This window comes from Micromonospora sp. WMMD964 (assembly GCF_029581455.1).
GTDB lineage: Bacteria > Actinomycetota > Actinomycetes > Mycobacteriales > Micromonosporaceae > Micromonospora.
On sequence record NZ_CP120860.1, the window covers coordinates 5237137 to 5258927 of the forward strand.

Here is a 21791-nt window from a genome sequence, read left to right on the forward strand (position 1 = left end):
CGGTCGTCGGATAATACGGTCGTGTCCATCCCGCCACAGGTCGGTCGCTACCGCATCGCGCACCCGGTCGGCGCCGGCGCGTTCGCCACCGTCTGGTTGGCGTACGACGACGAGCTGCGGTCGCCGGTGGCGGTGAAGGTGCTCGCCGACAACTGGTCGCAACGGGCCGACATCCGGGGGCGCTTCCGCCAGGAGGCCCGGTTCATGCGGCAGGTCGACTCGGACCATCTGGTCCGGGTGCTGGACGTCGGTGAGCTGCCCGACGGCCGGCCGTACCTGGTGATGACGTACGCCGCGGGCGGCAGTCTCGCCGACCGACTGGACGACGGGCCGATGCCGGTGCGCGAGGCACTGCGCGTCGCCGCCGACATCGCGCGGGCGGTGGCCGTCCTGCATGACAACGGTGTGCTGCACCGCGACCTCAAACCCTCCAACGTCCTGTTCGACACCACCGCGGCCGGGGATCGGGTGCTGGTCGCCGACCTGGGGTTGGCCAAGACCCTCGCGCACGCCTCCGGGTTCACCGTGCTCGCCGGCACTCCCGCCTACATGGCGCCCGAGCAGCTCGTCCCCGGCGGTGGGCTCGACGTGCGCGCCGACGTGTACGCGATCGGCGCCCTGACGCACCACATGCTCAGCGGGTCGCCGCCGGGGCAGCCGGCGACACCGCGCGCCTCCGCCGCCGTCGAGCGGGTCGTCCGCCGGGCACTGCACCGCGACCCGGACCGCCGTTGGCCGACCGCCGCCGCGTACGCGGAGGCGCTGGAAGGTCTGCTCGCCACGCGGCAGGTCACGGTCCGACCACCCCCGCACCGGGTCCGCCGGTCCGTCGCCGCCGTCGGCGTCGTGGCCGCTGCGCTGGTCATGGCGGGGTCCGCCGTCCCTCCCACCGCGCCGCACGGCTGGGCGCGGGTGGGCGACGCGACCGGCACCGTCTCGGTGGCCGTGCCGGACGGCTGGGCGAGGCACCTGCGCGACAGGGGTTGGAACCCGGCGGTGATCGGTCTGACCGAGGCACGCCGTCCGGGCCTGCTCGTCGGGGCGGATCTCACCGAGTGGTCCGACGTCGACAGCGCGGCACCCGGTGTCTTCGTCGGAGTGAGCCGTGCGCTGCCGACCACGGACCGGCCGACGCTGCCCGACCACAGCGAATGCCCGGACGCCTCCGGGCGAGCGGTCACCGTCGGCGCCCTCAGCGGAACCGTGCGGCACTGGGCGCGCTGCGGCGGCACCGAGAGGTCCTTCAGCGAGGTCACCCTGGCCGGCGCGGGGGGCTCCTTCGGCGTGTACGTCCAGGTCAAACAGACCGACGGCGTCGACCGCACCGACGAGGTCCTCGACACGCTGCGGGTGGACGATCCGCTGCTCACGCAAGGCTAGAACCGTTCCCAGTTGCCGGCGTAGTCCATCATGCGCCACCGGCGGGTCTCGGTGCCGCCGTCGAGCTTGCGGACGGTGGCCTCCACGTGGAATTTCACGATCCGGTACGAGACGAACGTCATCACCCGGTCGCCGGTCGGGCTCGGGTCGTCCCCCTTGATGACCGGCCGCGCGAACCGCTCCTTGCCGTCGTAGGCGAGCTGGACGGGCACCAGCGCCTGCCGCCGCGCCGCGCCGGGGTTGCCCAGTTCGACGAGGACGAGGGCGTCCTCGGTCGCCGGGGCGTCCGCCGGCTCCTCGCCGATGAAGTCGGCGTACGCGGGGCGCGCGCCTCCGGGCAGGATCCGGCAGGGCACGTCCAGGCCGTTCGACCCGTTGCGGAACCTCACGAACTCGTCGGACTCGCCGCAGAAGTCCAGGCTGCGGATCACCGCGTTGGGCCAGTCGGTCCGCCTCATCTCGCTCACCGAACCGGCCGGTCCGGTGGTGCGGGTGGCCGGGGCGCCCGGGGCGGACGTGCGGGTGGCCGGAGCGCTCGGAGACGAGCCGGGGGTGGCCGGAGCGCTCGACGCCGACGGGCTCGCGGTGGCCGACGGAGAGCCGGCGGGTGCCGCGTCACCGCCGACCCGTTCGACGGGTGCGGTGCACCCGGCGACGACCATGGGGATGAGCAGCATCCCGGCAAGCAGTTTGGCGCGCATGGTTGATCCTCTCCTCTGCGGGCTCTGTCACAGGTTTGGATGCACCGGCACGGGCAGTGGTTCACGCGAAGGGACACACTGCCCTCCTCCTCAGGTCGTAAACGCAATGCCGTCTCGCGCCAGATGGTTCCGGCGGATCGCTCGAACAGGCTGGAACCAGGCACCGGGTGACGCCGCACGGACCTGCTCCGGACACCCGTTGCGCCTGGGAAGGCACTGGCAGACCATGCGCTCTCGCACTGTTCCTCGATCCCGCTCACCCCGACCCGCACGACTGGTCGCCCGACTCGGGGCGGTGCTGACGGCCATTGTCGTCGTGGCCGTGACCACCGCCGGCTGCGGCGCGTCGCCCGGCGACCCGGCCCCGGCCGCCGGCATTCCGGCCGCTCCGGCCGCCGCGAACGGGACGGACCCCGCGCTGACCGGCGCCGACGTCACCGCCTGGCTCGACGGCCTGCTGCCGGCCGCGCTCGACCGGACCGGCATCGCGGGGGCCACTGTCGCCGTCGTGCACGACGGCACGATCGTCACAACCCGGGGGTACGGGTACGCCGACACCGGTGACGGCGGCACGGGGGCCGTACCCGTCGACCCGGACCGGCACCTCTTCCGGATGGGGTCGGTGTCGAAGCTCGTCACCGCCACCGCCGTCCTGCAACTCGTGCAGGACGGGAAGCTCGACCTCGACGCCGACGTCGAGACGTACCTCGACTTCGACCTTCCGCACGGCTACGAGCGGGCGGTGACCCTGCGACACCTGCTGACCCACACCGCGGGCTTCGAGGAGCGCATCGCAGGCCTCATCGGCACCGACGGCGGCACCGTCGACCTGCGCGAGGCCCTGGTGACCGACCCACCGGAGCAGATCTACGAGCCGGGCACCGTCCCGGCGTACTCCAACTACAGCAACGCGCTCGCGGGCTACATCGTCGAACGGGTCAGCGGGACGCGCTTCGAGGAGTACGTCCAGCGCAACGTGCTGGACCGGGCGGGCATGCCGTCGTCGACCTTCGAGCAGCCCCTACCGGCGGCGCTGCGGGACCGGATGTCCGAGGGGTACGACACCTCCACCGCACCCGCCGCGCCGTTCGAGATCGTCGGTATGCCCCCGCCCGGCGCGTTGAGCGCCCCGGCGACGGACATGGCGCGGTTCATGCTCGCCCAGCTCGGCGAGCCGGTGGGCTTCGCGCCCCTGCTGGACCAGCCGACCCGGGAGCTGATGCAGCGTCCGGCACTCGACGCGACGTCGCTGGGCACCCTGGCCGACGGGCCCCGGATGACCCTCGGATTCTTCGAGGAGGACCGCAACGGCCACCGGATCCTGGGCCACGGCGGCGACACCAAGTACTTCCACTCCCACCTGCAGATCTACCCCGACGACCGGGCCGGCATCTTCCTCGCCCTCAACAGCAACGGTTCCGGCGCCCTCGACAGCCACGAGCTTCGTGAGGCGGTCGTGCACGGCTTCGCCGACCGCTACTTCCCCGCCCGCACCGGGCAGCCGAGCACGGGCGTCGACGCGGCCACCACCGCCCGGCACGCCGAGTCGGCCGCCGGCACGTACGAGTCCTCGCGGGCGATGCGGAGCACCTTCCTGACGGCGGTCGGCCTGGCCGGTCGGACGACGGTCAGCGTCGCCGACGGTCACCGCCTGCGGTTCGAGCCGGGTCCGCTGTCGGACTCCCCCGCCCTCTACGAGGAGGTGGCGCCGTGGGTCTGGCGTGAGGTCGGCGGGCAGCGCACCATCGCCATGCGGGCCACCGACGACCGGGTCGAGGCGATCAGTTTCGACTCCGCGTTCACGTTGTTGCCGGTCGAGCCCGCCCGCGCCTCCGCGGTCGCCATCCCGGTGCTGCTCCTGTCGACTGTCGTGCTGCTCCTCACCGTCCTGTCCTGGCCGGTCGGCGCGATCGTCCGCCGTCGGCTCGGCCGCGCCCCTCGCGAGCAAGCGGGGCGTACCGCGCGGATCCTGAGCCGCGTCGCCGTCGCCGGCACGCTGCTCGCGTTCGCCGGTTGGGTGTTGAGCATCGGCAGCATCATGGGCCTGCAGGACGTACCCGGGCCCGCCCTGCGCGCCATCCAGGCGCTGCAACTCGTCGGCCTGCTCGGTGTGCTGCCCGCCGGGGTCCGGCTGGTCGACGACGTCCGACGCCACGTCGGCTGGCGACGGATCGTCGGCAGCGGCCTGATCCTGGTCGCCCTCGTCGGGGCGGGCTGGTTCGCCGTGGAGTTCCGGCTGCTCGCGCCTAGCATCTCCTACTGACCGCCCGACCCGGACCGATCCGGAGCAAGGACGCGAACCGCATGAGCGACCACACCGGCACCGAACCCGGCACACCACGACTGACGAAGTGGCTCGACGGTCGGCTCACCCGACTCGGGGTGACCGGCGTGTTCGCCCGCGACTGCCTGCTGGCGGCGGTCCTGACCGTTCTGACGTTCGTGCTGCTGACGGTGCTGTTCCGGTTCGTGGCACCGGGGGACGGGGTGTCGTTCGACCCGACGCGGGCCTGGCTGGTCATCGCCGTCTGCTGCGCGCAGGCGATGCTGCTGTGCCTGCGTCGGGTCCGGCCACTGCTCTGCCTCGCGCTCGTCGTCGGCCTTCAACTGCCCGTCAACGGCCTCTCCCTGCCGGAGGTGACCGTCCGGGGCATCGCGCCGTTCGTCGTGGCGTACACCGTCGGTTCCTTGTTGCCGGTGCGGCGCGCGTTGCCGGCCGTCGGCGTGGCCGTGCTGGCGGAGTCGATCGGGGCGGCCGTCGTGGTGACCCCCGATCTGCTGACGGGCGTCGCGTACGTCTCGGCGAGCGCCCTGACCTATGCCGGCGCGACGTTCGTCGGCGGCTACGTGGCCACCTACCGGCGCTACGTCGACCTGGTGCGGCTGCGGGCCGACGAGGCGATCCGGGAGCAGCGCACGAAGGTCCAGGCGGCCATCGGCGCGGAGCGCTCCCGGATGGCCCGGGAACTGCACGACGTGGCCGCCCACCACCTGTCCGGTGTGGTCGTGCAGGCGGCGGCGGTGGAGCGGCTGATCGACCGCGACCCGGCGGCCGCGAAGGCGGGGGTGGCGTGGATCCGCACCCAGGGCAAGGAGACCCTGGACAACCTGCGGCTGGTCGTCGGTGTGCTGCGCGGGCGTCCCGGGCACGAGGACGGCGACGGCGCCGCCCCGGTGCCCGGGCTGGACCGGCTCGACGAGCTGGTCGACACCGCGGGCGGCCTCTCCGGGCCGGTCGAGTTCGTCCGGGAGGGGCAGCCACGTGCGGTGTCGCCGATCGCCGACGTGGCGCTCTACCGGATCGCGCAGGAGTCGCTCAGCAACGCCCGTCAGCACGCACCCGGGGCACCGGTACGGGTGGCACTCCGCTTCCTGCCCCGCTCGGTGACGCTGGAGGTGGTGAACGAACCGGCCTCCGGACGACCCGGCCCGACCGCCCGGCCCGGCGGTGTCGGCCTGGTGGGCATGCGCGAACGCGCGCAACTGATCGGGGCGTCGTTCGCGGCCGGCCCGACCCCGGCCGGCGGGTGGTCGGTCACCACGACGCTGCCGACGAACGGCCCCGTCGCGTCCCGACCGAAGGAAGAGGCCACGGCATGATCAGGGTGATGCTCGTCGACGACCAGGCGATCGTCCGCGCCGGTTTCCGCGTCATCCTGGAGGAGACGGGAGACATCGAGGTCGTGGCGGAGGCGTCGAGCGGTTCCGCCGCCGTCGACCTGGCCCGCCGGCTGCAACCGGACGTCATCTGCATGGACGTCCGGATGCCGCACGGCGACGGGCTGAGCGCGACGCGGCAGATCCTCGCCGACGCGTCCGGTACGCCGCCCGCGGTGCTCGTCGTGACGACGTTCGACCTCGACGAGTACGTCTTCGGCGCGTTGGAGTCCGGCGCCAGCGGGTTCATCCTCAAGGACTGCGAACCGGAGGACCTGGTCGAGGCGATCCGTCGACTCGCAGGCGGGTACGGGCTCGTCGACCAGGCCGTCACCCACCGGGTCATCGCGGAGTTCGCGAGACGCACCCCCGCTCCGGCGTCGGACGCCGCGGCGGCACACCAGCTCACCGTGCGGGAGACCGAGATCGTGGAGCTGCTCGCGCAAGGTCTGTCCAATGTCGAGATCGCCGATCGGCTGTTCATCGAGACGAGCACCGTCAAGTCGCACCTCGGGCGCGCCATGGCGAAGATCGGCGTACGGGACCGGTTGCAGACCGTGGTGTGGGCGTACCAGAACGGGGTGATCCGACGGTGACGGCCGCCGGGGCCTTCCACCTGGCGTCGACAGTGGACACCGCCGGAGTACGATCCCGCTCACACCTCAGTGTGGTGACCTCCAGCTCTCGACCCCTCGATAGGAGCCTGGCATGGCCGGTCCGGACCCCGAACTCGCCGCGAAGCTTCAGCCCGACGTGCCGCACGCGGCGCGGATCTGGAACTACTGGATGGGCGGGAAGGACAACTTCCAGTCCGACCGGGCGGCCGGCGACGCCGTGGCCGAGGTCTACCCGGAGATCGTCGTCATGGCGCAGCAGTCCCGCGTGTTCCTGGTCCGGGCCGTGCGGTACCTCGCCGCCGAGGCGGGCATCCGGCAGTTCCTGGACATCGGCACCGGCCTGCCTACCATGCAGAACACCCACGCGGTCGCCCAGGGGATCGCGCCGGACTCCCGGATCGTCTACGTCGACAACGACCCGATGGTGCTGGTGCACGCGCGGGCGCTGCTGGCCAACACGACCACCGAGGGTGTCACGACCTACGTGCCGGCCGACTACCACGACCCGGAGAAGATCCTCGCCGAGGCCGCGCAGACGCTCGACTTCGACCAGCCCGTCGCCGTGATGTTCATGGGCGTATTGGGCTACGAGCCCGACCTCGACGTGGTGCGCTCGATCGTCGAGCGGACGATGGCCGCGATGCCGTCCGGCAGCCACCTGGTGCTCTGGGACGGCACCGACACCAGTCCGGAGGTGGTCTCCGGGGCCGAACGGCTGGCGCAGAGCGGCGGCGTCCCGTACATCCTGCGCAGCCCGGCGGACCTCGACACCTGCTTCGCCGGGCTGACCAAGGTGGAGCCCGGCCTGGTGCCGATCCCCCTGTGGCGGCCGGAGGACCCCGACGCCAGCGGTATCGACGCGTACGGCGCCGTGGCCCGCAAGCCCTGACCGCCGCGACTCCGCCCCGCCTCCGCCGTCAGGGCGGGAGCGGGGCGGAGTCGTCTCAGCGGGCGCAGCTCAACGTCAACTCGTCCGGCACCGCACCGGCCGCCACGAGCACACCGAACGTCGTCGACCCGTCCAGCGCCAGCGCCCCGTTGTACGAGGCGTTGCGGACCGTGACGTCGACACCGACGGTCTCGGCCACGCCACCCCAGACCGACTGGACACGCTCGTCACCGGACCACCGCCAGGACACCCGCCACCGGTCCAGTGGCTCACTCCCGGTGTTGCGGACCGTGACCGTGGCGACGAAGCCGCTACCCCAGCGCGCGTCGATGGTCGCCGTCGCGCGGCAGGAGGTCAGCGGAGCGGTCCGCGCCGACCCGATCATGTACGGGTCCCGTCGGCCCTCGACGTCGGTGAACCGGTACCAGTACTCCGTGTCCGGCGCCAGTCGGTCGATGGTGACAGTGCCGTTGCGCTCCGCCGTCCCGGAGGTCGCCGAGGCGACCGGCGCCCGCCACTGCTGGGCGTCCTCGCGGTTGGCGAAGAGGCTGACGGTCATGGGCGGGTCGTAGCCGCAGGGCGGACGGAAGAAGATCCAGTAGGAGATGGTCACGCTCGTGGTGGTGACCCCGCTGACGTTCGCCGTGATCGGCAACGCGGGCGGGCACGCGACCGTCGGCGTGGGCATCGGTGACGTCGTGGTCAAGGGTGTGGCCCCTGTGCCCTCGGTGGGCCCTGCGGCCTCGCGGGCGCCGTTCGCCCCAGCCAGGACGGCGAGCGCCACGGTCGTCGCGGCGAGGAACATGCGAAGCATCGGAACCTCCGGTGGTTACCGGGCACCGATGACCGAGGTGGTAGCCGGTGCCGCGCTCGGGTCGCCGGTCGCCGACCAGGACCGCCCGGCACGGGTGACTGACCACCTCGTGCGTCCCGTGGACCGGAGAAGGTGCGGTGCGCGCTGGCTCCCGAGCACGACCGAACCACAGCATGTCAGTCGACGGACATCGATGCAAGCGGATGTCGGTCAGCCCGGGAGGAGAGGCCGGCCGCAGTCCGGTCGGGCATCGTCCGCCTCCTCTTCGCCGGGTGGACACGCGCTGGGCGCCCGAACCGACAATGATCCATCGTTGTCTATCACCTCGGACGTGGGAGCACACCATGCTCGACAGAAGCAGCAGGACCCGGCGACCCCGGGCGACGAGGGCACTGATCGCGGCAGCCGCCACCGCAGTGCTGGCCGCCCCCATTCTCGCCGCGCCGACGCCGGCCGCGGCCGCCGTCAGCCGGGCCGAACTGGCCCTCCGCTGGGCACCCATCCACTACCAGGACGTCGATGCCACCGGGAGCCACGCGCTCGGTGGTCAGTCGGACTACATCAGCGCTGTCGACTTCGACGGTGACCTCGACGGTCGCAACAACTGGGACCGGGCCGGCCAGGCGGGCACCGCACTCGCCGCCCACGCCTACTACTCGGTGGTGGAGACGAGCACCCACTGGTACATCACGTACTTCTTCTTCCACCCTCGTGACTGGACGGACCACCCGTTCTTCGAGACCGAGCACGAGAACGACGGCGAGGGCGCGCTGTTCGCCATCGAGCGCGACGGCTCCACGTACGGCGTCCTCCGTTCGGCCGTCACCGTCGCGCACAGCGACTTCTTCTCGTACACGCCGGCCGGCAGCACCTGGACCAGTGGGCGGGAGAGCATCGACGGCACCCTGCAGTTCCAGGCGTCACCGCACGACGCGTTCCAGCACCCGGTGACCGCGCAGGAGGCGCAGGGCCACGGCCTGAAGGCCTATCCGCAGTACGCCATCAACGGCGACGGCGTGGTCTACTACCCGTCGACGGTCGCCGAGACGCCGAGCAGCGGCAACGACCGCGACGTGCGGTATCAGCTGATCGACATCTTCGCCGACGGCGGGCTGTGGGCCCAGCGGTCCAACCCGAGCCTGTTCGCCGGCCTCGGCACGTTCGCCGGCGACGACTCCGGCGACTGCGGCGTCGGCACCTGGAGTTGTTCGACCAACTCGGCGAACGCGCCCTGGGGTTGGGACGACGGCAACGACATCCCGGCGCGCGGGGAGATCGCCAGCGACCCGGCGAAACTGTCGGTCGAGTACTTCACGGTGCCGGCCGGCCTGGCCCGCACCTACAGCCACAACCCGTACGCCACCGCGGCGGCGGCACTCGCCGAGGCGGCGAGGACGGCACCGCCGACGATCGACTGACGCCTCCGTCGCCCCGGTGACGGGCATTCCGCACGCGTCACCGGGGCGACGAGGCCAGCCGGACCCGGTCGCTCTCGTCGTCGGAGAGGAACAACGCCAGCGCGTGCCCCTGCTCCTCCACGACCGCGCGGTCGGATCGGCTGAGGTCGGTCAGCGGAACGACGGTCACGGTGCCCGCCTCGACGGTCCAGGTCGCGGCGACCCGGCCGTCGACGAGCACCACGCGTTCGCCGGCCACCGAGAGGAGGCGGTGCGCGTCGTCGATGATCCGGCTGCGGTCGTCGTAGCCGAGGATGGCGTTGTCGAACGCCGGCAGGAACCGCACCGGGGCGGGGGTCTCCGGGTCCGGGCGCGGCGCGTCGGGCAGATCGATCAGCGTCCGGCCACGCTCGTCGCGAAAGGTCACCAACTCGTCGCGCATCTGAGCGACGGCGGCGGGCAGACCGGCGAGGCCGCACCAGGCGCGCAGGTCGGCGGTGGCGGCCGGCCCGAACGCGGCCAGATAGCGGCGGACGAGCACCCGCCCGACCGGATCCGACCCCTCCGGGGCCGACGGGTCGACCTCCCGGCCCACCCACGCGGAGAGCAGGACGTGTCGCACACCCCCCTTCGCACGCCACACGCCGCGCGGCGGTAGCTGGACCAACGGAAGGAGCGCGACGGCCATCTCGCCCAACGCCCGTGGCCCCGCCGCCGGCCAGCGCTCGGCGAGCGCCCGCCCGATCTCCGGCATCGAGCGCGGCTCGCCGTCGGCCAGCACCTTCCGGGCCGCCACGGCGAGGTCGTCGAGGTCGACGCCGTTCAGCTCACCCCGGTAGGCCCCGAGCACCCGTTGGCGCAGCATGGCGTCGTGACGGGACCGCCAGGCCACGGCGTCGTCGGCGACGACCAGGTGGACGGTGCGACGCATCAGGTGGGTGCGCACCACGTGCCGCTCGGTCAGCAGGTGCGACAGCACCGCCGGGTCGAAGGCCTCCAGCCGCGACCAGAGCCCGACGAAAGGCTCCTGCGGCTCCTGCGCCTGGAGACCGCCGAGGTGCGCGACGGCGTCGGGGACCGGCATCTCGGCGCGATCGAGGAGCAACTGCCGGGCGAGCGTCGCGCGGTTGAGCGCCCGCGAGTCGAGAACGGTCACTCCGTCATTCTCCGCGCCGGGGCGACAGTTTCCGCCCAGGCGGTTCGGCACGACAGGTGCCGACTTGATCAACTACCGGAGCCGGCGCCTGGGTGCCAAAAACTTTTGTGCGGTTCCTACAACTGAGCGACTGTTGGTTCGGTGGTTGCGCCATAGCGCTGGCCGTCGCCAGCCGGAAAGGTGATCACTGCTGGGAGCCGTCGTCTCGCGGCACGCAGTTCAAGGTCTAGCTAAGGGGTCAGTCGGGTGTTCAACCGTGTCGCCATCGTCAACCGTGGTGAAGCCGCCATGCGGCTCATCCACGCGGTCCGCGAGTTGGCCGCGGAGACCGGCATCCAGCTCGAAACCGTCGCGCTCTACACCGACGTCGACCGCACCGCCACCTTCGTCCGCGAAGCGGACATCGCGTACGACCTCGGTCCGGCGTCCGCCCGCCCGTACCTCAACCTCCAGGTGCTGGAACGCGCCCTGATCGAGACCGGGGCGGACGCCGCCTGGGTCGGCTGGGGTTTCGTCGCCGAGGATCCGGCGTTCGCCGAACTGTGCGAGAAGATCGGCGTCACGTTCGTCGGGCCGAGCCCGGACGCCATGCGCCAACTCGGTGACAAGATCGGCTCCAAGCTGATCGCCGAGGAGGTCGGCGTACCGGTCGCGCCGTGGAGCCGCGGCGCGGTCGAGACCCTGGCCGCCGCCCGGACGGCGGCGGCCGAGATCGGTTACCCGCTGATGCTCAAGGCGACCGCGGGCGGCGGCGGGCGCGGCATCCGGGTGATCCGCAACGAGGCCGAGCTGGACGACGCGTACGAGCGGACCAGCCAGGAGGCGGCGCGGGCGTTCGGCAGCGGCATCGTGTTCCTGGAGCGCCTGGTCACCGGGGCCCGGCACGTCGAGGTCCAGGTGATCGCCGACGGGCAGGGCACCGCCTGGGCGCTCGGCGTCCGCGACTGCTCGGTGCAGCGACGCAACCAGAAGGTCATCGAGGAGTCGGCGTCGCCGGTGCTCGACCCGGCGCAGGCCGCCGAGTTGAAGGCGTCGGCCGAGCGGCTGGCCGTGGCGGTCGGCTACCGCGGCGCGGCGACGGTGGAGTTCCTCTACCACCCCGGGGACCGGCTCTTCGCGTTCCTGGAGGTCAACACCCGCCTCCAGGTGGAGCACCCGATCACCGAGATGACCACCGGGTTCGACCTGGTCAAGGCGCAGCTGCACGTCGCCTCTGGCGGACGGCTGGAAGGCACGCCGCCGGTGGAGCGCGGCCACGCCATCGAGGCCCGGCTGAACGCCGAGGACCCCGACCGTGACTTCGCCCCGTCTCCGGGGCGGATCGCGCGGCTCGACCTTCCCAGCGGCCCCGGCATCCGGGTGGACACCGGCGTCAGCGAGGGCGACACCATCCCCGCCGACTTCGACTCCATGATCGCGAAGATCATCGCGTACGGCCGCGATCGCGACGAGGCGCTCGGCAGGCTGCGGCGGGCCATGGCGAACACCACGGTGATCATCGAGGGCGGCGCGACGAACAAGAGCTTCGTGCTCGACCTGCTCGACCAGCCCGAGGTGATCGACGCGAGCGCGGACACCGGCTGGATCGACCGGGTCCGCGGCGAGGGCCGACTCGTCACCCACCGCCACAGCGCGGTCGCCCTGGCCGCCGCCGCCATCGAGGCGTACGAGGAGGAGGAGCGCGTCGAGCGGCAGCGGCTGCTGTCGACGGCTGCCGGGGGACGCCCCCAGGTGCAGCACGCCAGCGGCCGACCGCTCGACCTCAAGCTGCGCGGCGTCGGCTACCGCACCCGGGTGGCGCGGGTCGGCCCGCACCGGTTCCGGGTCGGCATCGAGGCGGGTGCCGTCGTCCGCACCGCCGACGTCGAACTCGACCGGTTCGACCGGCACACCGGCCAGATCGTCGTCAACGGCATCCGCTACCGCCTGCTCACCGGCACGTACGGGCCGACCCACCTGGTCGAGGTCGACGGTGTGACGCACCGGGTCAGCCGCGACGAGGGTGGCGTCCTGCGCTCCCCGATGCCGGCGCTCGTCGTCGCCACGCCCCTGGAGATCGGTGCCGAGGTCGAGGCGGGCGCGCCGGTGCTGGTACTGGAAGCGATGAAGATGGAGACGGTGCTGCGGGCGCCGTTCAAGGCGCGGCTCAAGGAGTGCGCCGTCTCGGTGGGCAGCCAGGTGGAGGCGGGTGCGCCGCTGCTGCGCCTGGAGCCGTTGGCGGACGAGGCCGAGGCGGCCACGGACGGCCCGACCGGCGAGACCGTCGAGCTGGACCTGCCGAGCGCCACCGAGGACGTCCCGGCGGACGAGCGCGTCCGGCGCGGTCAGGAGGACCTGCGGGGGCTGCTGCTCGGCTTCGACGTCGACCCGCACGACGACAGTCGGGTGCTCGACGGGTACCTCGCCGCGCGGCGGCAGGCCACCGAAGCGGGTCAGCGGTCCGGGGCCGGTCAGCGGCCGCTCGCCGCCGAACTCGACCTCATCGAGGTGTTCGCCGATCTCGCCGAGTTGAGCCGTAACCGGCCGACCGGTGAGGACGGCGGCGGCGCGCACGTGCACAGCGCCCGGGAGTACTTCCACACGTACCTGCAGAGCCTCGACGTCGAGCGGGCCGGGCTGCCGGACGCCTTCCAGACCAGGCTCGCCAAGGCGCTCGGCCGGTACGGCGTCACCGACCTGGAGCGCTCCCCCGCCCTCGAAGCGGCCGTGTTCCGGATCTTCCTCGCCCAGCAGCGCGCGTCCGCCGAGGCCACCGTCGTCGCGGCCCTGCTGCGCGCCTGGCTGCGGGAGACCCCGCCGGACGAGTCGTTGCGCGAGCCCGCCGGCCTGGCGTTGGAGCGGCTGATCGCCGCGACGCAGGTGCGTTTCCCCGTGGTCGCCGACCTCGCCCGTGGGGTGGTGTTCGCCTGGTTCGCCCAGCCGCTGCTGCGGCGCAACCGGGCCCGGGTCTACGCCGAGGTCCGCGGGCACCTGCGGCACCTGGACGCGCAGCCGGACGCGGCGGACCGCGCCGAGCGCATCGCCGAGATGGTCCGCAGCACCGAGCCCCTGGTCCGGCTGCTCGGGCAGCGGCTCGTCCGCGACCACCTCGACAACGCGGTGATGCTGGAGGTGCTGACCCGGCGGTACTACGGCAACAAGGCGCTGACCAGCGTGCGTAGCCGGGAGGTCGCGGGCTGCACGTTCGTGGTCGCCGAGCGGGCCGATTCGAGCGTGGTCTCCGCCGCGGTGCGCTTCGACACGTTGGGCAGCGCGTTGCGGGGCCTGGCCGAGCTGGCCGGCGACGGGGAGTCCGTCGACGCCGACATCTACCTCGGTTGGGAGAACCAGCCGGAGGACTTCGACGCGATGGCGGCGGCGCTGGCCGAGGTGATCGCCGCGCATCCGCTGCCGCCTCAGGTCCGCCGGGTCACCACCACCGTCGCGGGTCGTGGCGGAGCGGTGATGCACCACCACTTCACCTTCCGCCCCTCCGACAGCGGGTTGACCGAGGACCGGCTGATCCGTGGCCTGCACCCGTACATCGCGCAGCGGATGCAGTTGGAGCGGCTGCACAAGTTCGACCTGACCCGCCTGCCGTCGTCGGACGAGGAGGTCTACCTCTTCCAGTGCGTGGCGCGGGACAACCGGGCCGACGAGCGTCTCGTCGCGTTCGCGCAGGTGCGGGACCTGACCGAGCTTCGTGAGCAGGACGGCCGCCTGGTCGCCCTGCCGACCACCGAGGACGCCATCGCCGCCTGCCTCGACTCGATCCGCCGCGCCCAGTCGCTGCGGCCGTCGAAGACGCGCTTCAACACCAACCGCATCGTGGTCTACGTGTGGCCGCCGAGCGAGCTGACCCGCGAGGAGATGGAGATGATCGCCGGGCGCGTGCGCCCGACGACAGCGGGCGCCGGGTTGGAGGAGATCCTGTTCATCGCGCGGCAGCGCGACCGCCGGACCGGCGAACTGACCAAGATCGCCGTACGGATCTCGTTCGACGCCGCGGGCGGGGCGGAGCTGGCCGTCGGTGAGCCGCCGGTCGAGCCGATCGAGCCGCTCGACGAGTACCGGCTCAAGGTGCTGCGCGCGAGCAGCCGCAACACCGTGTACCCGTACGAGTTGACCGGCCGGCTCGGTGACTTCGTCGAGCACGACCTCGACGACGATCACGTGCTGGTGCCGGTGGACCGGCCGAAGGGCCGCAACAGCGCCGCGATCGTCGCCGGGGTGGTCACCACGCCCACCGAGCGGCACCCGCAGGGTGTCACCCGGGTGGTGCTGCTCGGCGACCCGACGAAGTCGCTGGGCGCGCTGTCGGAGCCGGAGTGCCGACGGGTGATCGCCGCCCTGGACCTGGCCGAGCGGATGCGGGTGCCGTTGGAGTGGTGGGCGCTGTCCGCCGGGGCCCGGATCTCGATGACCTCGGGCACCGAGAACATGGACTGGGTGGCCGCCGCGCTCAAGCGGATCGTCGAGTTCACCCAGGCCGGCGGTGAGATCAACATCGTGGTGGCCGGCATCAACGTGGGCGCGCAGCCGTACTGGAACGCCGAGGCCACGATGCTCATGCACACCAAGGGCATCCTGGTGATGACCCCGGACTCGGCCATGGTGCTCACCGGCAAGCAGTCGCTCGACTTCTCCGGTGGTGTGTCCGCCGAGGACAACTTCGGTATCGGTGGCTACGACCGGGTGATGGGCCCGAACGGGCAGGCGCAGTACTGGGCGCCGAACCTGACGGCGGCCCGGGACGTGGTGATGGCGCACTACGACCACGCGTACGTCGCCCCCGGCGAGGACGCGCCCCGGCGGGCGGTCACCGCCGACCCCGCCGACCGGGACATCTCCGACTTCCCGCACGACGTGGCGGGCAGCGCGTTCCGCACCGTCGGGGAGATCTTCTCCGTCGAGGCGAACCCTGACCGCAAGAAGCCGTTCGACATCCGTACGGTCATGCGGGCCCTCTCCGACCAGGACCACCCGGTCCTGGAACGGTGGGCGGGCATGGCGGACGCGGACACCGCCGTCGTGCAGGACGTCCACCTCGGCGGCATTCCGGTCTGCCTGCTCGGCATCGAGTCCCGGTCGGTGCCCCGGCACGGCTTCCCGCCCACCGACGGCCCGGACACCTACACGGCGGGCACGCTGTTCCCCCGCTCGTCGAAGAAGGCCGCCCGGGCGATCAACGCGGCCAGCGGCAACCGGCCGCTCGTCGTGCTGGCGAACCTGTCCGGCTTCGACGGCTCACCGGAGTCGATGCGCAAGCTGCAACTGGAGTACGGGGCCGAGATCGGTCGGGCCATCGTGAACTTCGACGGGCCGATCGTCTTCTGCGTGATCTCGCGTTACCACGGCGGGGCGTTCGTGGTGTTCTCGAAGGCGCTGAACCCGAACATGACGGTGCTCGCGCTGGAGGGCTCGTTCGCCTCGGTGCTCGGTGGCGCACCCGCCGCCGCCGTGGTGTTCTCCGCCGACGTCAACGCCCGCACGGCGGCCGACCCGCGCGTGCGGGACCTGCAGGCCCGCGTCGCGGCCGCCACCGGCACCGAGCGCGCCGCGCTGACCGCGGAACTCGACGAGCTGCGCTCGTCGGTGCGGGCGGAGAAGCTCGGCGAGGTGGCCGCCGAGTTCGACCGGGTGCACGACATCCACCGCGCGGTCGAGGTCGGCTCGGTGGACGCGGTCATCCGCGCCGCCGAGCTGCGTCCGCGCATCATCGAGGCCATCGAGGCCCGCCTGGGGTGACACCCGCGCGGAACGTCAGCGCCACCGGTCGACGGCCGGTGGCGCTGACTCGTGGCGGGGGTCGGTCAGGTGGCGTGCCGCAGCAGCTCGTGGAGGTGGGTGACCACCTCGTCAGGGGCGAGGTCCATGGCGTTCTCACCGATGCTGACCTCGAACGAGCACCGGTCCGGATCCGGCGCGGACCGTACGCGGCCGAACAACTCCATCCCGGTGGCGGCGCGCAGGGCGTCGGCTGCCCGCATCGCGGCGTCCGGCCCGATCGGCAGGTGGACGTGGAACAGAGGCGTCTGCGGTGGATCGGGGAACGCGCGGGCCACGCCGTCGGCGTTGATGGCCGCCGCGATCGCCACCGCGTGTTCCCGGTGCGCCGGTAGCCGGGGCAGCACCGTGTCCAGCCCGTGCAGACCGGCCAGCGCCGGCGGCCACGCGTCGTAGACGTCCCCACCGAGGCGGCGACGCCACACCCGGGCCTCGGCGACGACGTCCGCCTCCGCGGCGAGCACGGCCCCGCCGGTGCCCTGCAACCCCTTGTAGAGCGAGACGTACACGCTGTCGAACAGGGCGGTGATCTCGGCGAACGGCAGGCGGTAGTAGGTCTGGGCCTCCCAGAGGCGCGCCCCGTCGAGATGGACGGCGGCACCGCGGGAGCGCATCGCCGCGGTCTGCGCGACGAGGTCGTCCCACTCCGGCAGAAGGCCGCCGATGTCCCGTTGGGGCAGCTCCCAGACCGCCGCCGCGAGCGGCTCCGCCACTGTCGACAGGTCGGCCAGCGTCATCAGTCGGTGCCGGTCGCCGACCGGGTGGCAGCGCAACCCGTGCACGACGCTGTATCCCCGGTGCTCCCAGACCTCCAGGTGGCTCTGCGGGTGGGCGGCGAAGGCCCGGCGACCACGTCGGTCGGCGTGGATCCGCAGCGCGACCTGCTGGGTCATCGTCCCGGACGGGAAGAACAGCGCGTCGGCCTTGCCGAGCAGGGACGCCATCCGCCGTTCCAGGACGGCCACCGGTCCGTCCGGCCCGTGCGGCGGTGTGTCGGGGTCGACCTGGGCCAGCATCGACCGCAGCATGTCGTACGGCCGGCGACGCAGATCCGAGTGCAGGAACAGAGAGCGCCTCACATCCATTGCGGCAGTATCCACCTCAGCCGGTTCGGCGCTCCCCGCTCGGGTCCGCGCCGGCCTGCCAGGCCGCGGCGAGATCCTCGCGGGCCCGGGCTACCCGGGACCGGATCGTGCCGACCGGGCACTGGCAGATCTCCGCCGCCTCGGCGTACGACAGGCCGAGCACCTGGGTGGCGACGAACGCCTCACGGCGCTCCCGGGCCAGGCCGGCGATCAGCTGGTGCAGGGTCACGCTCTCGTCGGCACCGGCGGTGATCGCCCCGGCGGCCTCGGCCGCCGCCTGCCAGTCCGGCACGGACGCCGTCCTCGGCCGGGCCACCGCCGTACGGACATGGTCGACGGCGACCCGCCGGGCGATGGTGAACACCCACGTCCGGGCCGACGAGCGGCCGGCGAAGCCGGGTAGGTTGCGGAAGGCCCGCAGGAACGTCTCCTGGGTCAGGTCGTCGGCCTCACCCGGCCCGGCGAGGTGCGACAGGAACCGCCAGACCTGGTCCTGAAGGGCCTGGATGAACGCCGTGGCGGCCTGCCGGTCGCCCTGGCCCGCGTCCTGCGCCCACCGGGTGACCTGGGCGTCGTCAACGCCGCCGGTCCGCACAGACCACCGTCCTGTGTGCCACTGGCGCTCCTTCTCGGCCGAGCGGCCGTCGTCGGGACGCCGCCGGTCAGCCGCGCATACTGGTTGTCGCGGGCCGGTCCGGAAAAGTTCCCGAGGCTTGCCCATCGGGGTGGTCCGGGATCCGTTCGGTGCTCTCCCGGGCGGGCGGCACCGGGTCGGGCGTACGCCAGGAGCGCCACAGGTGGCTGTAGGCGCCACCGGCCGCCAGCAACTCGGCGTGCGTACCGTGTTCGGCGACGCGCCCCTGGTCCAGGACGACGACACGGTCCGCGGTGGCCGCCTGGCTGAGCCGGTGGGCGACGACCAACGTGGTACGGCCTTCGGTGGCCGCCACGGCGGCCCGGTCGAGGTCCCGGGCGCCCGCGCTGCCCGCCTCGGCGGTGGCCTCGTCGAGGACGGCGACGGCGGGGTCGGCGAGTACGAGGCGGGCCAGGGCGAGTTGCTGGGCCTGCGCCGCGGTGAGCTGCCGACCGCCCTCCCCCACCGCGGTCGCCAGACCGTCCGGGAGGGTACGCACCCACCCGGTGGCGCCGACGAGGTCGAGGGCGCGGGTCAACTCGGCGTCGGTGGCGTCCGGGTCGGCCAGGCGCAGGTCCTCGGCGAGCGGCCCGGCGAACACGTGCACCTCCTGGCTGACCAGGGCGATCTCGCGCCGGAGGCGGTGTTCACCGAGGTCGGTCAGCGGCACGCCGCGCAGGCGCACCGCACCCTGGCTGGGCTCGACGATGCCGGCGATGATCCCGGCGAGCGTGCTCTTGCCCGCGCCGCTCGCGCCCACCAACGCCACGCGTTCCCCGGGTGCGAGGCGGAGGTCGATGTCCCGCAGCACGACGGGCCCGTCGTCGTAGCGGTGCTGCGCGACAGTCACCTCCAGCGCCGCCGGTTCGGCGCGATCGGGGCGGGTCGGCTCGGTGCCGACGGGCCGCGCGGTGTCCGGCAGTGTGGTCACCCCGACGAGCCGGGCGAGGCTCGCCCCGGCCTGGAGCACCGAGTCCGACTCGAACAGCAGCAGGCCGATGGGGTTGAAGAGGCGGTGGAAGTAGAGGGCGGCGGTGGTCGCCGCGCCGACGGTGGCCAGGTCCTCGCGGACCAGCAGGAAGCCGACGAGCAGCACGGCGGCCAGCCCCACGAACTCGGACCTGTTGATGCGCAGCCCGAACCGGGTGAACAGGCCGAAGATCTCCAGCGACAGGTCGCGGGCGACGCCGGAGCGAGCGGCGATCCGCGCGACGTGGGCGTCCTCGGTGCGGTAGGCGCGTACGGTCGCCGCGCCGCGCAGCGCCTCGGCCGTCGCCTGCGTCCGCTCGCCCGTCGCCACCCGCTCCCGGGCGTAGTACGGGACCGACCGTTCGAGGTACCAGCGCAGCGCCAGCGCGTACGCGGGTGCGGCGGCCAGCCCGGCGAGGCCGAGCCGCCAGTCGAGGGCGAAGAGCCCCAGCGCGGTGAGCACGACGGACAGCGTCGCGCCGAGGAAGGCGGGGCCGCTGGTGGCGATCACGTTCGTCACCACTGCCACGTCGTCGCCGGCCCGGGCCACCAGGTCGCCGGTCCCGGCCCGTTCCAGGGTGGCCGACGGCAGGTGCAGGGCACGGTCGAGGACCCGCTCCCGGAGCCGGGCCAGCACGGTCTCGCCGAGGCGCGCGGCGACCGCGGCTCCGGCCGCGGTGAGGAGCCCCGCGAGCACCGCCGCGCCCGCGATCACGCCCGCCCATCGCACGACCTGCGGTGTGTCGGTCCCGGCGATCACGTCGTCGACGAGGCGACCGAGCACCCAGGGGGCGACGAGCCCGGTCGCGGACGCGGCGACCAGCAACGTGCCGGCGACGGCGCTGAGCACCGGCAGGCGGGCCAGCTCGGCACGGAGGGCGGCCCAGGTCTGTCGGCCGGTGGCCGTCGGCAGCAGGTGTCGGGGCTCGACGCCGCCGTCGGTCGTCGGGTCGGTCATCGCAGGACCTCCTCCCGGTAGCGGGCGTCGTCGGCGAGCAGCCGCCCGTGCGGTCCTTCGGCGACGACCCGACCCCTGTCGATCACGGTGACCCGGTGCGTGACGTTCAGCAGGGCCGGGCTGGTGGTGATCAGCACCGTGCCGCGGGTCGCCGCCGCGCGCGCCTCGGCCAGCCCTTCGGCGAGCAGCGCCTCGGTCACCGCGTCGACAGCGGTGGTGGGGTTGTGCAGCACCAGCACCGGCGGGTCGGCGACGAGCGCCCGGGCGAGCCCGATCCGCTGCCGCTGACCGCCGGACAGGTTCGCACCCCGCTCGGTGAGCCGGCGGTCGAATCCGTCCGGGTGTGCGGTGAGGACGTCCTCGGCGGCGGCAGCCCGCACTGCGGCCCGTAGGACCGTGTCGTCGACCTGGGCGCCGGCGCTGAGGTTGGCGCGCAGGGTGCCCTCGAACAGCGCCACGTCGTGCGGCTCCACCAGGACCAGGGCGCGCACGGCGTCGACGTGCAGGTCCTCGGCGGGTACGCCGTCGACGTACAGCGTCCCCCGGTGGTTCGCGCGGGGCACCCGGCCGGCCAGCAGCGCGACGAGCGCCTCGGCGTCGCTCGGGTCGTAGGCGAGCACGCCAAGGATCTCACCGGCGCGGACGTGCAGGCTGACGGTGTCGAGGCCCGCGTGGGAGACCGCGTCGAGGGCGAGCCGGGACGGGCTCGGCTCGGGTGGCCCGGCGTCACCGGGCGCGAGGACCGGTGCCGCGCCGAGGACCCGGGCGACCCGTGCCGCCGACGCCCGGGCGGTGGCGAACAGCTGTACGCAGTACCCGAGGGTCTGCACCGGCTCGGCGATGAACTGGGCGAGCCCGACGACGGCGACGAGTTCGCCGACGGTGAGCCGCCCCTGCAGCGCGAGCCAGCCCGCGACTCCGGCGACCGTCGCGAGGAAGAGGCCGTTGACCGTGGTGGTGAGGCCGAGGTGCAGGCCCTTGGTGGTGGCGGCGCGGAGGGTCACGTCGAGGGCGTGCCGGCTGGCGCCCGCGTACCGTCGGGCGGCGTGGTCCTGCGCACCGATGCCGCGCAGCACGCGCAGCCCGCTGACCAGGTCGACGGCGAGCGCGGTGGTGGCCGCGAGGGCCTCCTGCTGCGACGTGCTGCGTCGGGTGAGCAGCGGTGCCATCCGCTGGAGGGCGACGACCAGCAGCGGTACGCCGACGAGCACGCCGAGCCCGAGGGGGACGTCGACGACGAGCAGCGCGACGGCCGCCACCACGATCGCGGTGAGCGCCGCGGCGGTGAGCCCGGCGACGCGTACGACGAGCGCGGACAACTCGGCGTCGGAGGCGGTGACGGACAGCAGTTCTCCGTCGCGCATGCCGGAGCGGTGTCCGCGCGGGTCGAGGGCGCTCCGGACGATCTCGACACGGGTCGTGTGCGCCTCGTGTTCGACGGCGGCGTAGGCCAGCCGGGCGCCGGTCCGGTAGGCGAAGGCGAGGGCGGTGAACAGGGCGGCGAGACCGGCGAGGGAGAGCAGCAGCGCGGCGACGTCCCCGGTGGCCACCGCCCGGTCGATGACCACGCCGATGGCGACCGGGACGAGGGCCTCGGTGGCCTGGTGGGCGCAGAGCAGCACGATGCCGAGCACCACCCGGCGGCGCTGTCGGCGCAGGCCGCGGCGCAGCACCACGCTCCCGCTGATCTCGGCGACTGTCATGCTCGGATCGATGGGGGCATGGCGGGGACTCCAGTAGGTGAGGGCAGGCTAACCTAACATGCCCT

Annotated in this window: 14 protein-coding genes; 7 read left to right on the top strand and 7 right to left on the bottom strand. The window is 73.1% G+C overall.

The window, feature by feature from the left end; genetic code table 11:
• Positions 1-21 precede the first annotated feature (21 nt).
• Positions 22-1380, top strand: coding sequence for a serine/threonine-protein kinase (locus tag O7616_RS23970; protein ID WP_282304049.1), 1359 nt, complete (start codon positions 22-24; stop codon positions 1378-1380).
• On the opposite strand, the gene O7616_RS23975 is transcribed toward O7616_RS23970, so the two are convergent.
• The gene (locus O7616_RS23975) at positions 1377-2081 is read right to left on the bottom strand and encodes a hypothetical protein (RefSeq protein ID WP_282304050.1); all 705 of its coding nucleotides are present in this window, start codon (positions 2079-2081) and stop codon (positions 1377-1379) included. The genes O7616_RS23970 and O7616_RS23975 overlap by 4 nt on opposite strands.
• Positions 2082-2376: 295 nt before the next feature.
• On the opposite strand from O7616_RS23975, the gene O7616_RS23980 reads away from it, so the two are divergent.
• The 4 genes from O7616_RS23980 (at position 2377) to O7616_RS23995 (ending at position 7244) form a co-directional block, all read left to right on the top strand.
• Positions 2377-4344 (top strand): serine hydrolase domain-containing protein, encoded by a 1968-nt coding sequence (locus O7616_RS23980; protein WP_282304051.1) that lies wholly within the window; start codon positions 2377-2379, stop codon positions 4342-4344.
• A gap of 41 nt (positions 4345-4385) precedes the next feature.
• Complete coding sequence (locus O7616_RS23985) at positions 4386-5681, top strand: histidine kinase (RefSeq protein ID WP_282304052.1); 1296 nt, start codon at positions 4386-4388, stop codon at positions 5679-5681.
• Positions 5678-6334 (top strand): response regulator transcription factor, encoded by a 657-nt coding sequence (locus O7616_RS23990; protein ID WP_282304053.1) that lies wholly within the window; start codon positions 5678-5680, stop codon positions 6332-6334. The genes O7616_RS23985 and O7616_RS23990 overlap by 4 nt, the downstream gene beginning before the upstream one ends.
• Positions 6335-6446: 112 nt before the next feature.
• Positions 6447-7244 (top strand): SAM-dependent methyltransferase, encoded by a 798-nt coding sequence (locus O7616_RS23995; RefSeq protein ID WP_282258699.1) that lies wholly within the window; start codon positions 6447-6449, stop codon positions 7242-7244.
• Between the two features lie 55 nt (positions 7245-7299).
• Here the strand turns inward: O7616_RS23995 and O7616_RS24000 are convergent, their stop codons facing one another.
• On the bottom strand, positions 7300-8058 hold the full coding sequence (locus O7616_RS24000; protein WP_282304054.1) for a cellulose binding domain-containing protein: 759 nt from the start codon (positions 8056-8058) through the stop codon (positions 7300-7302).
• A 344-nt stretch (positions 8059-8402) separates the two neighbouring features.
• On the opposite strand from O7616_RS24000, the gene O7616_RS24005 reads away from it, so the two are divergent.
• Complete coding sequence (locus tag O7616_RS24005; protein WP_282304055.1) at positions 8403-9476, top strand: hypothetical protein; 1074 nt, start codon at positions 8403-8405, stop codon at positions 9474-9476.
• 37 nt (positions 9477-9513) lie between these two features.
• On the opposite strand, the gene O7616_RS24010 is transcribed toward O7616_RS24005, so the two are convergent.
• Positions 9514-10611: a winged helix DNA-binding domain-containing protein gene (locus O7616_RS24010; RefSeq protein ID WP_282304056.1), complete on the bottom strand. Its 1098-nt coding sequence runs from the start codon at positions 10609-10611 to the stop codon at positions 9514-9516.
• Between the two features lie 246 nt (positions 10612-10857).
• Between O7616_RS24010 and O7616_RS24015 the strand changes: the two genes are divergently transcribed.
• Positions 10858-16338, top strand: coding sequence for a carboxyl transferase domain-containing protein (locus tag O7616_RS24015; protein WP_282304057.1), 5481 nt, complete (start codon positions 10858-10860; stop codon positions 16336-16338).
• Positions 16339-16403: 65 nt separating this feature from the next.
• Here the strand turns inward: O7616_RS24015 and O7616_RS24020 are convergent, their stop codons facing one another.
• From O7616_RS24020 to O7616_RS24035, 4 genes are all read right to left on the bottom strand, one after another.
• The gene (locus O7616_RS24020; RefSeq protein ID WP_282304058.1) at positions 16404-17462 is read right to left on the bottom strand and encodes a beta-eliminating lyase-related protein; all 1059 of its coding nucleotides are present in this window, start codon (positions 17460-17462) and stop codon (positions 16404-16406) included.
• A gap of 16 nt (positions 17463-17478) precedes the next feature.
• The gene (locus tag O7616_RS24025) at positions 17479-18057 is read right to left on the bottom strand and encodes a sigma-70 family RNA polymerase sigma factor (RefSeq protein ID WP_282304059.1); all 579 of its coding nucleotides are present in this window, start codon (positions 18055-18057) and stop codon (positions 17479-17481) included.
• A 67-nt stretch (positions 18058-18124) separates the two neighbouring features.
• Positions 18125-20023: an ABC transporter ATP-binding protein gene (locus tag O7616_RS24030; protein ID WP_282304060.1), complete on the bottom strand. Its 1899-nt coding sequence runs from the start codon at positions 20021-20023 to the stop codon at positions 18125-18127.
• Entirely contained in the window at positions 20020-21726 is a 1707-nt protein-coding gene (locus O7616_RS24035; RefSeq protein ID WP_282304062.1) for an ABC transporter ATP-binding protein, read from the bottom strand. The genes O7616_RS24030 and O7616_RS24035 overlap by 4 nt, the downstream gene beginning before the upstream one ends.
• Positions 21727-21791: the final 65 nt, after the last annotated feature.

Bases quoted from the DNA above. Each gene is read 5' to 3' on its own strand.
- O7616_RS23975 (WP_282304050.1), bottom strand. From the start codon at position 2,081: ATGCGCGCCAAACTGCTTGCCGGGATGCTGCTCATCCCCATGGTCGTC.
- O7616_RS23985 (WP_282304052.1), top strand. From the start codon at position 4,386: ATGAGCGACCACACCGGCACCGAACCCGGCACACCACGACTGACGAAG.
- O7616_RS23990 (WP_282304053.1), top strand. From the start codon at position 5,678: ATGATCAGGGTGATGCTCGTCGACGACCAGGCGATCGTCCGCGCCGGT.
- O7616_RS23995 (WP_282258699.1), top strand. From the start codon at position 6,447: ATGGCCGGTCCGGACCCCGAACTCGCCGCGAAGCTTCAGCCCGACGTG.
- O7616_RS24000 (WP_282304054.1), bottom strand. From the start codon at position 8,058: ATGCTTCGCATGTTCCTCGCCGCGACGACCGTGGCGCTCGCCGTCCTG.
- O7616_RS24005 (WP_282304055.1), top strand. From the start codon at position 8,403: ATGCTCGACAGAAGCAGCAGGACCCGGCGACCCCGGGCGACGAGGGCA.
- O7616_RS24020 (WP_282304058.1), bottom strand. From the start codon at position 17,462: ATGGATGTGAGGCGCTCTCTGTTCCTGCACTCGGATCTGCGTCGCCGG.
- O7616_RS24030 (WP_282304060.1), bottom strand. From the start codon at position 20,023: ATGACCGACCCGACGACCGACGGCGGCGTCGAGCCCCGACACCTGCTG.
- O7616_RS24035 (WP_282304062.1), bottom strand. From the start codon at position 21,726: ATGACAGTCGCCGAGATCAGCGGGAGCGTGGTGCTGCGCCGCGGCCTG.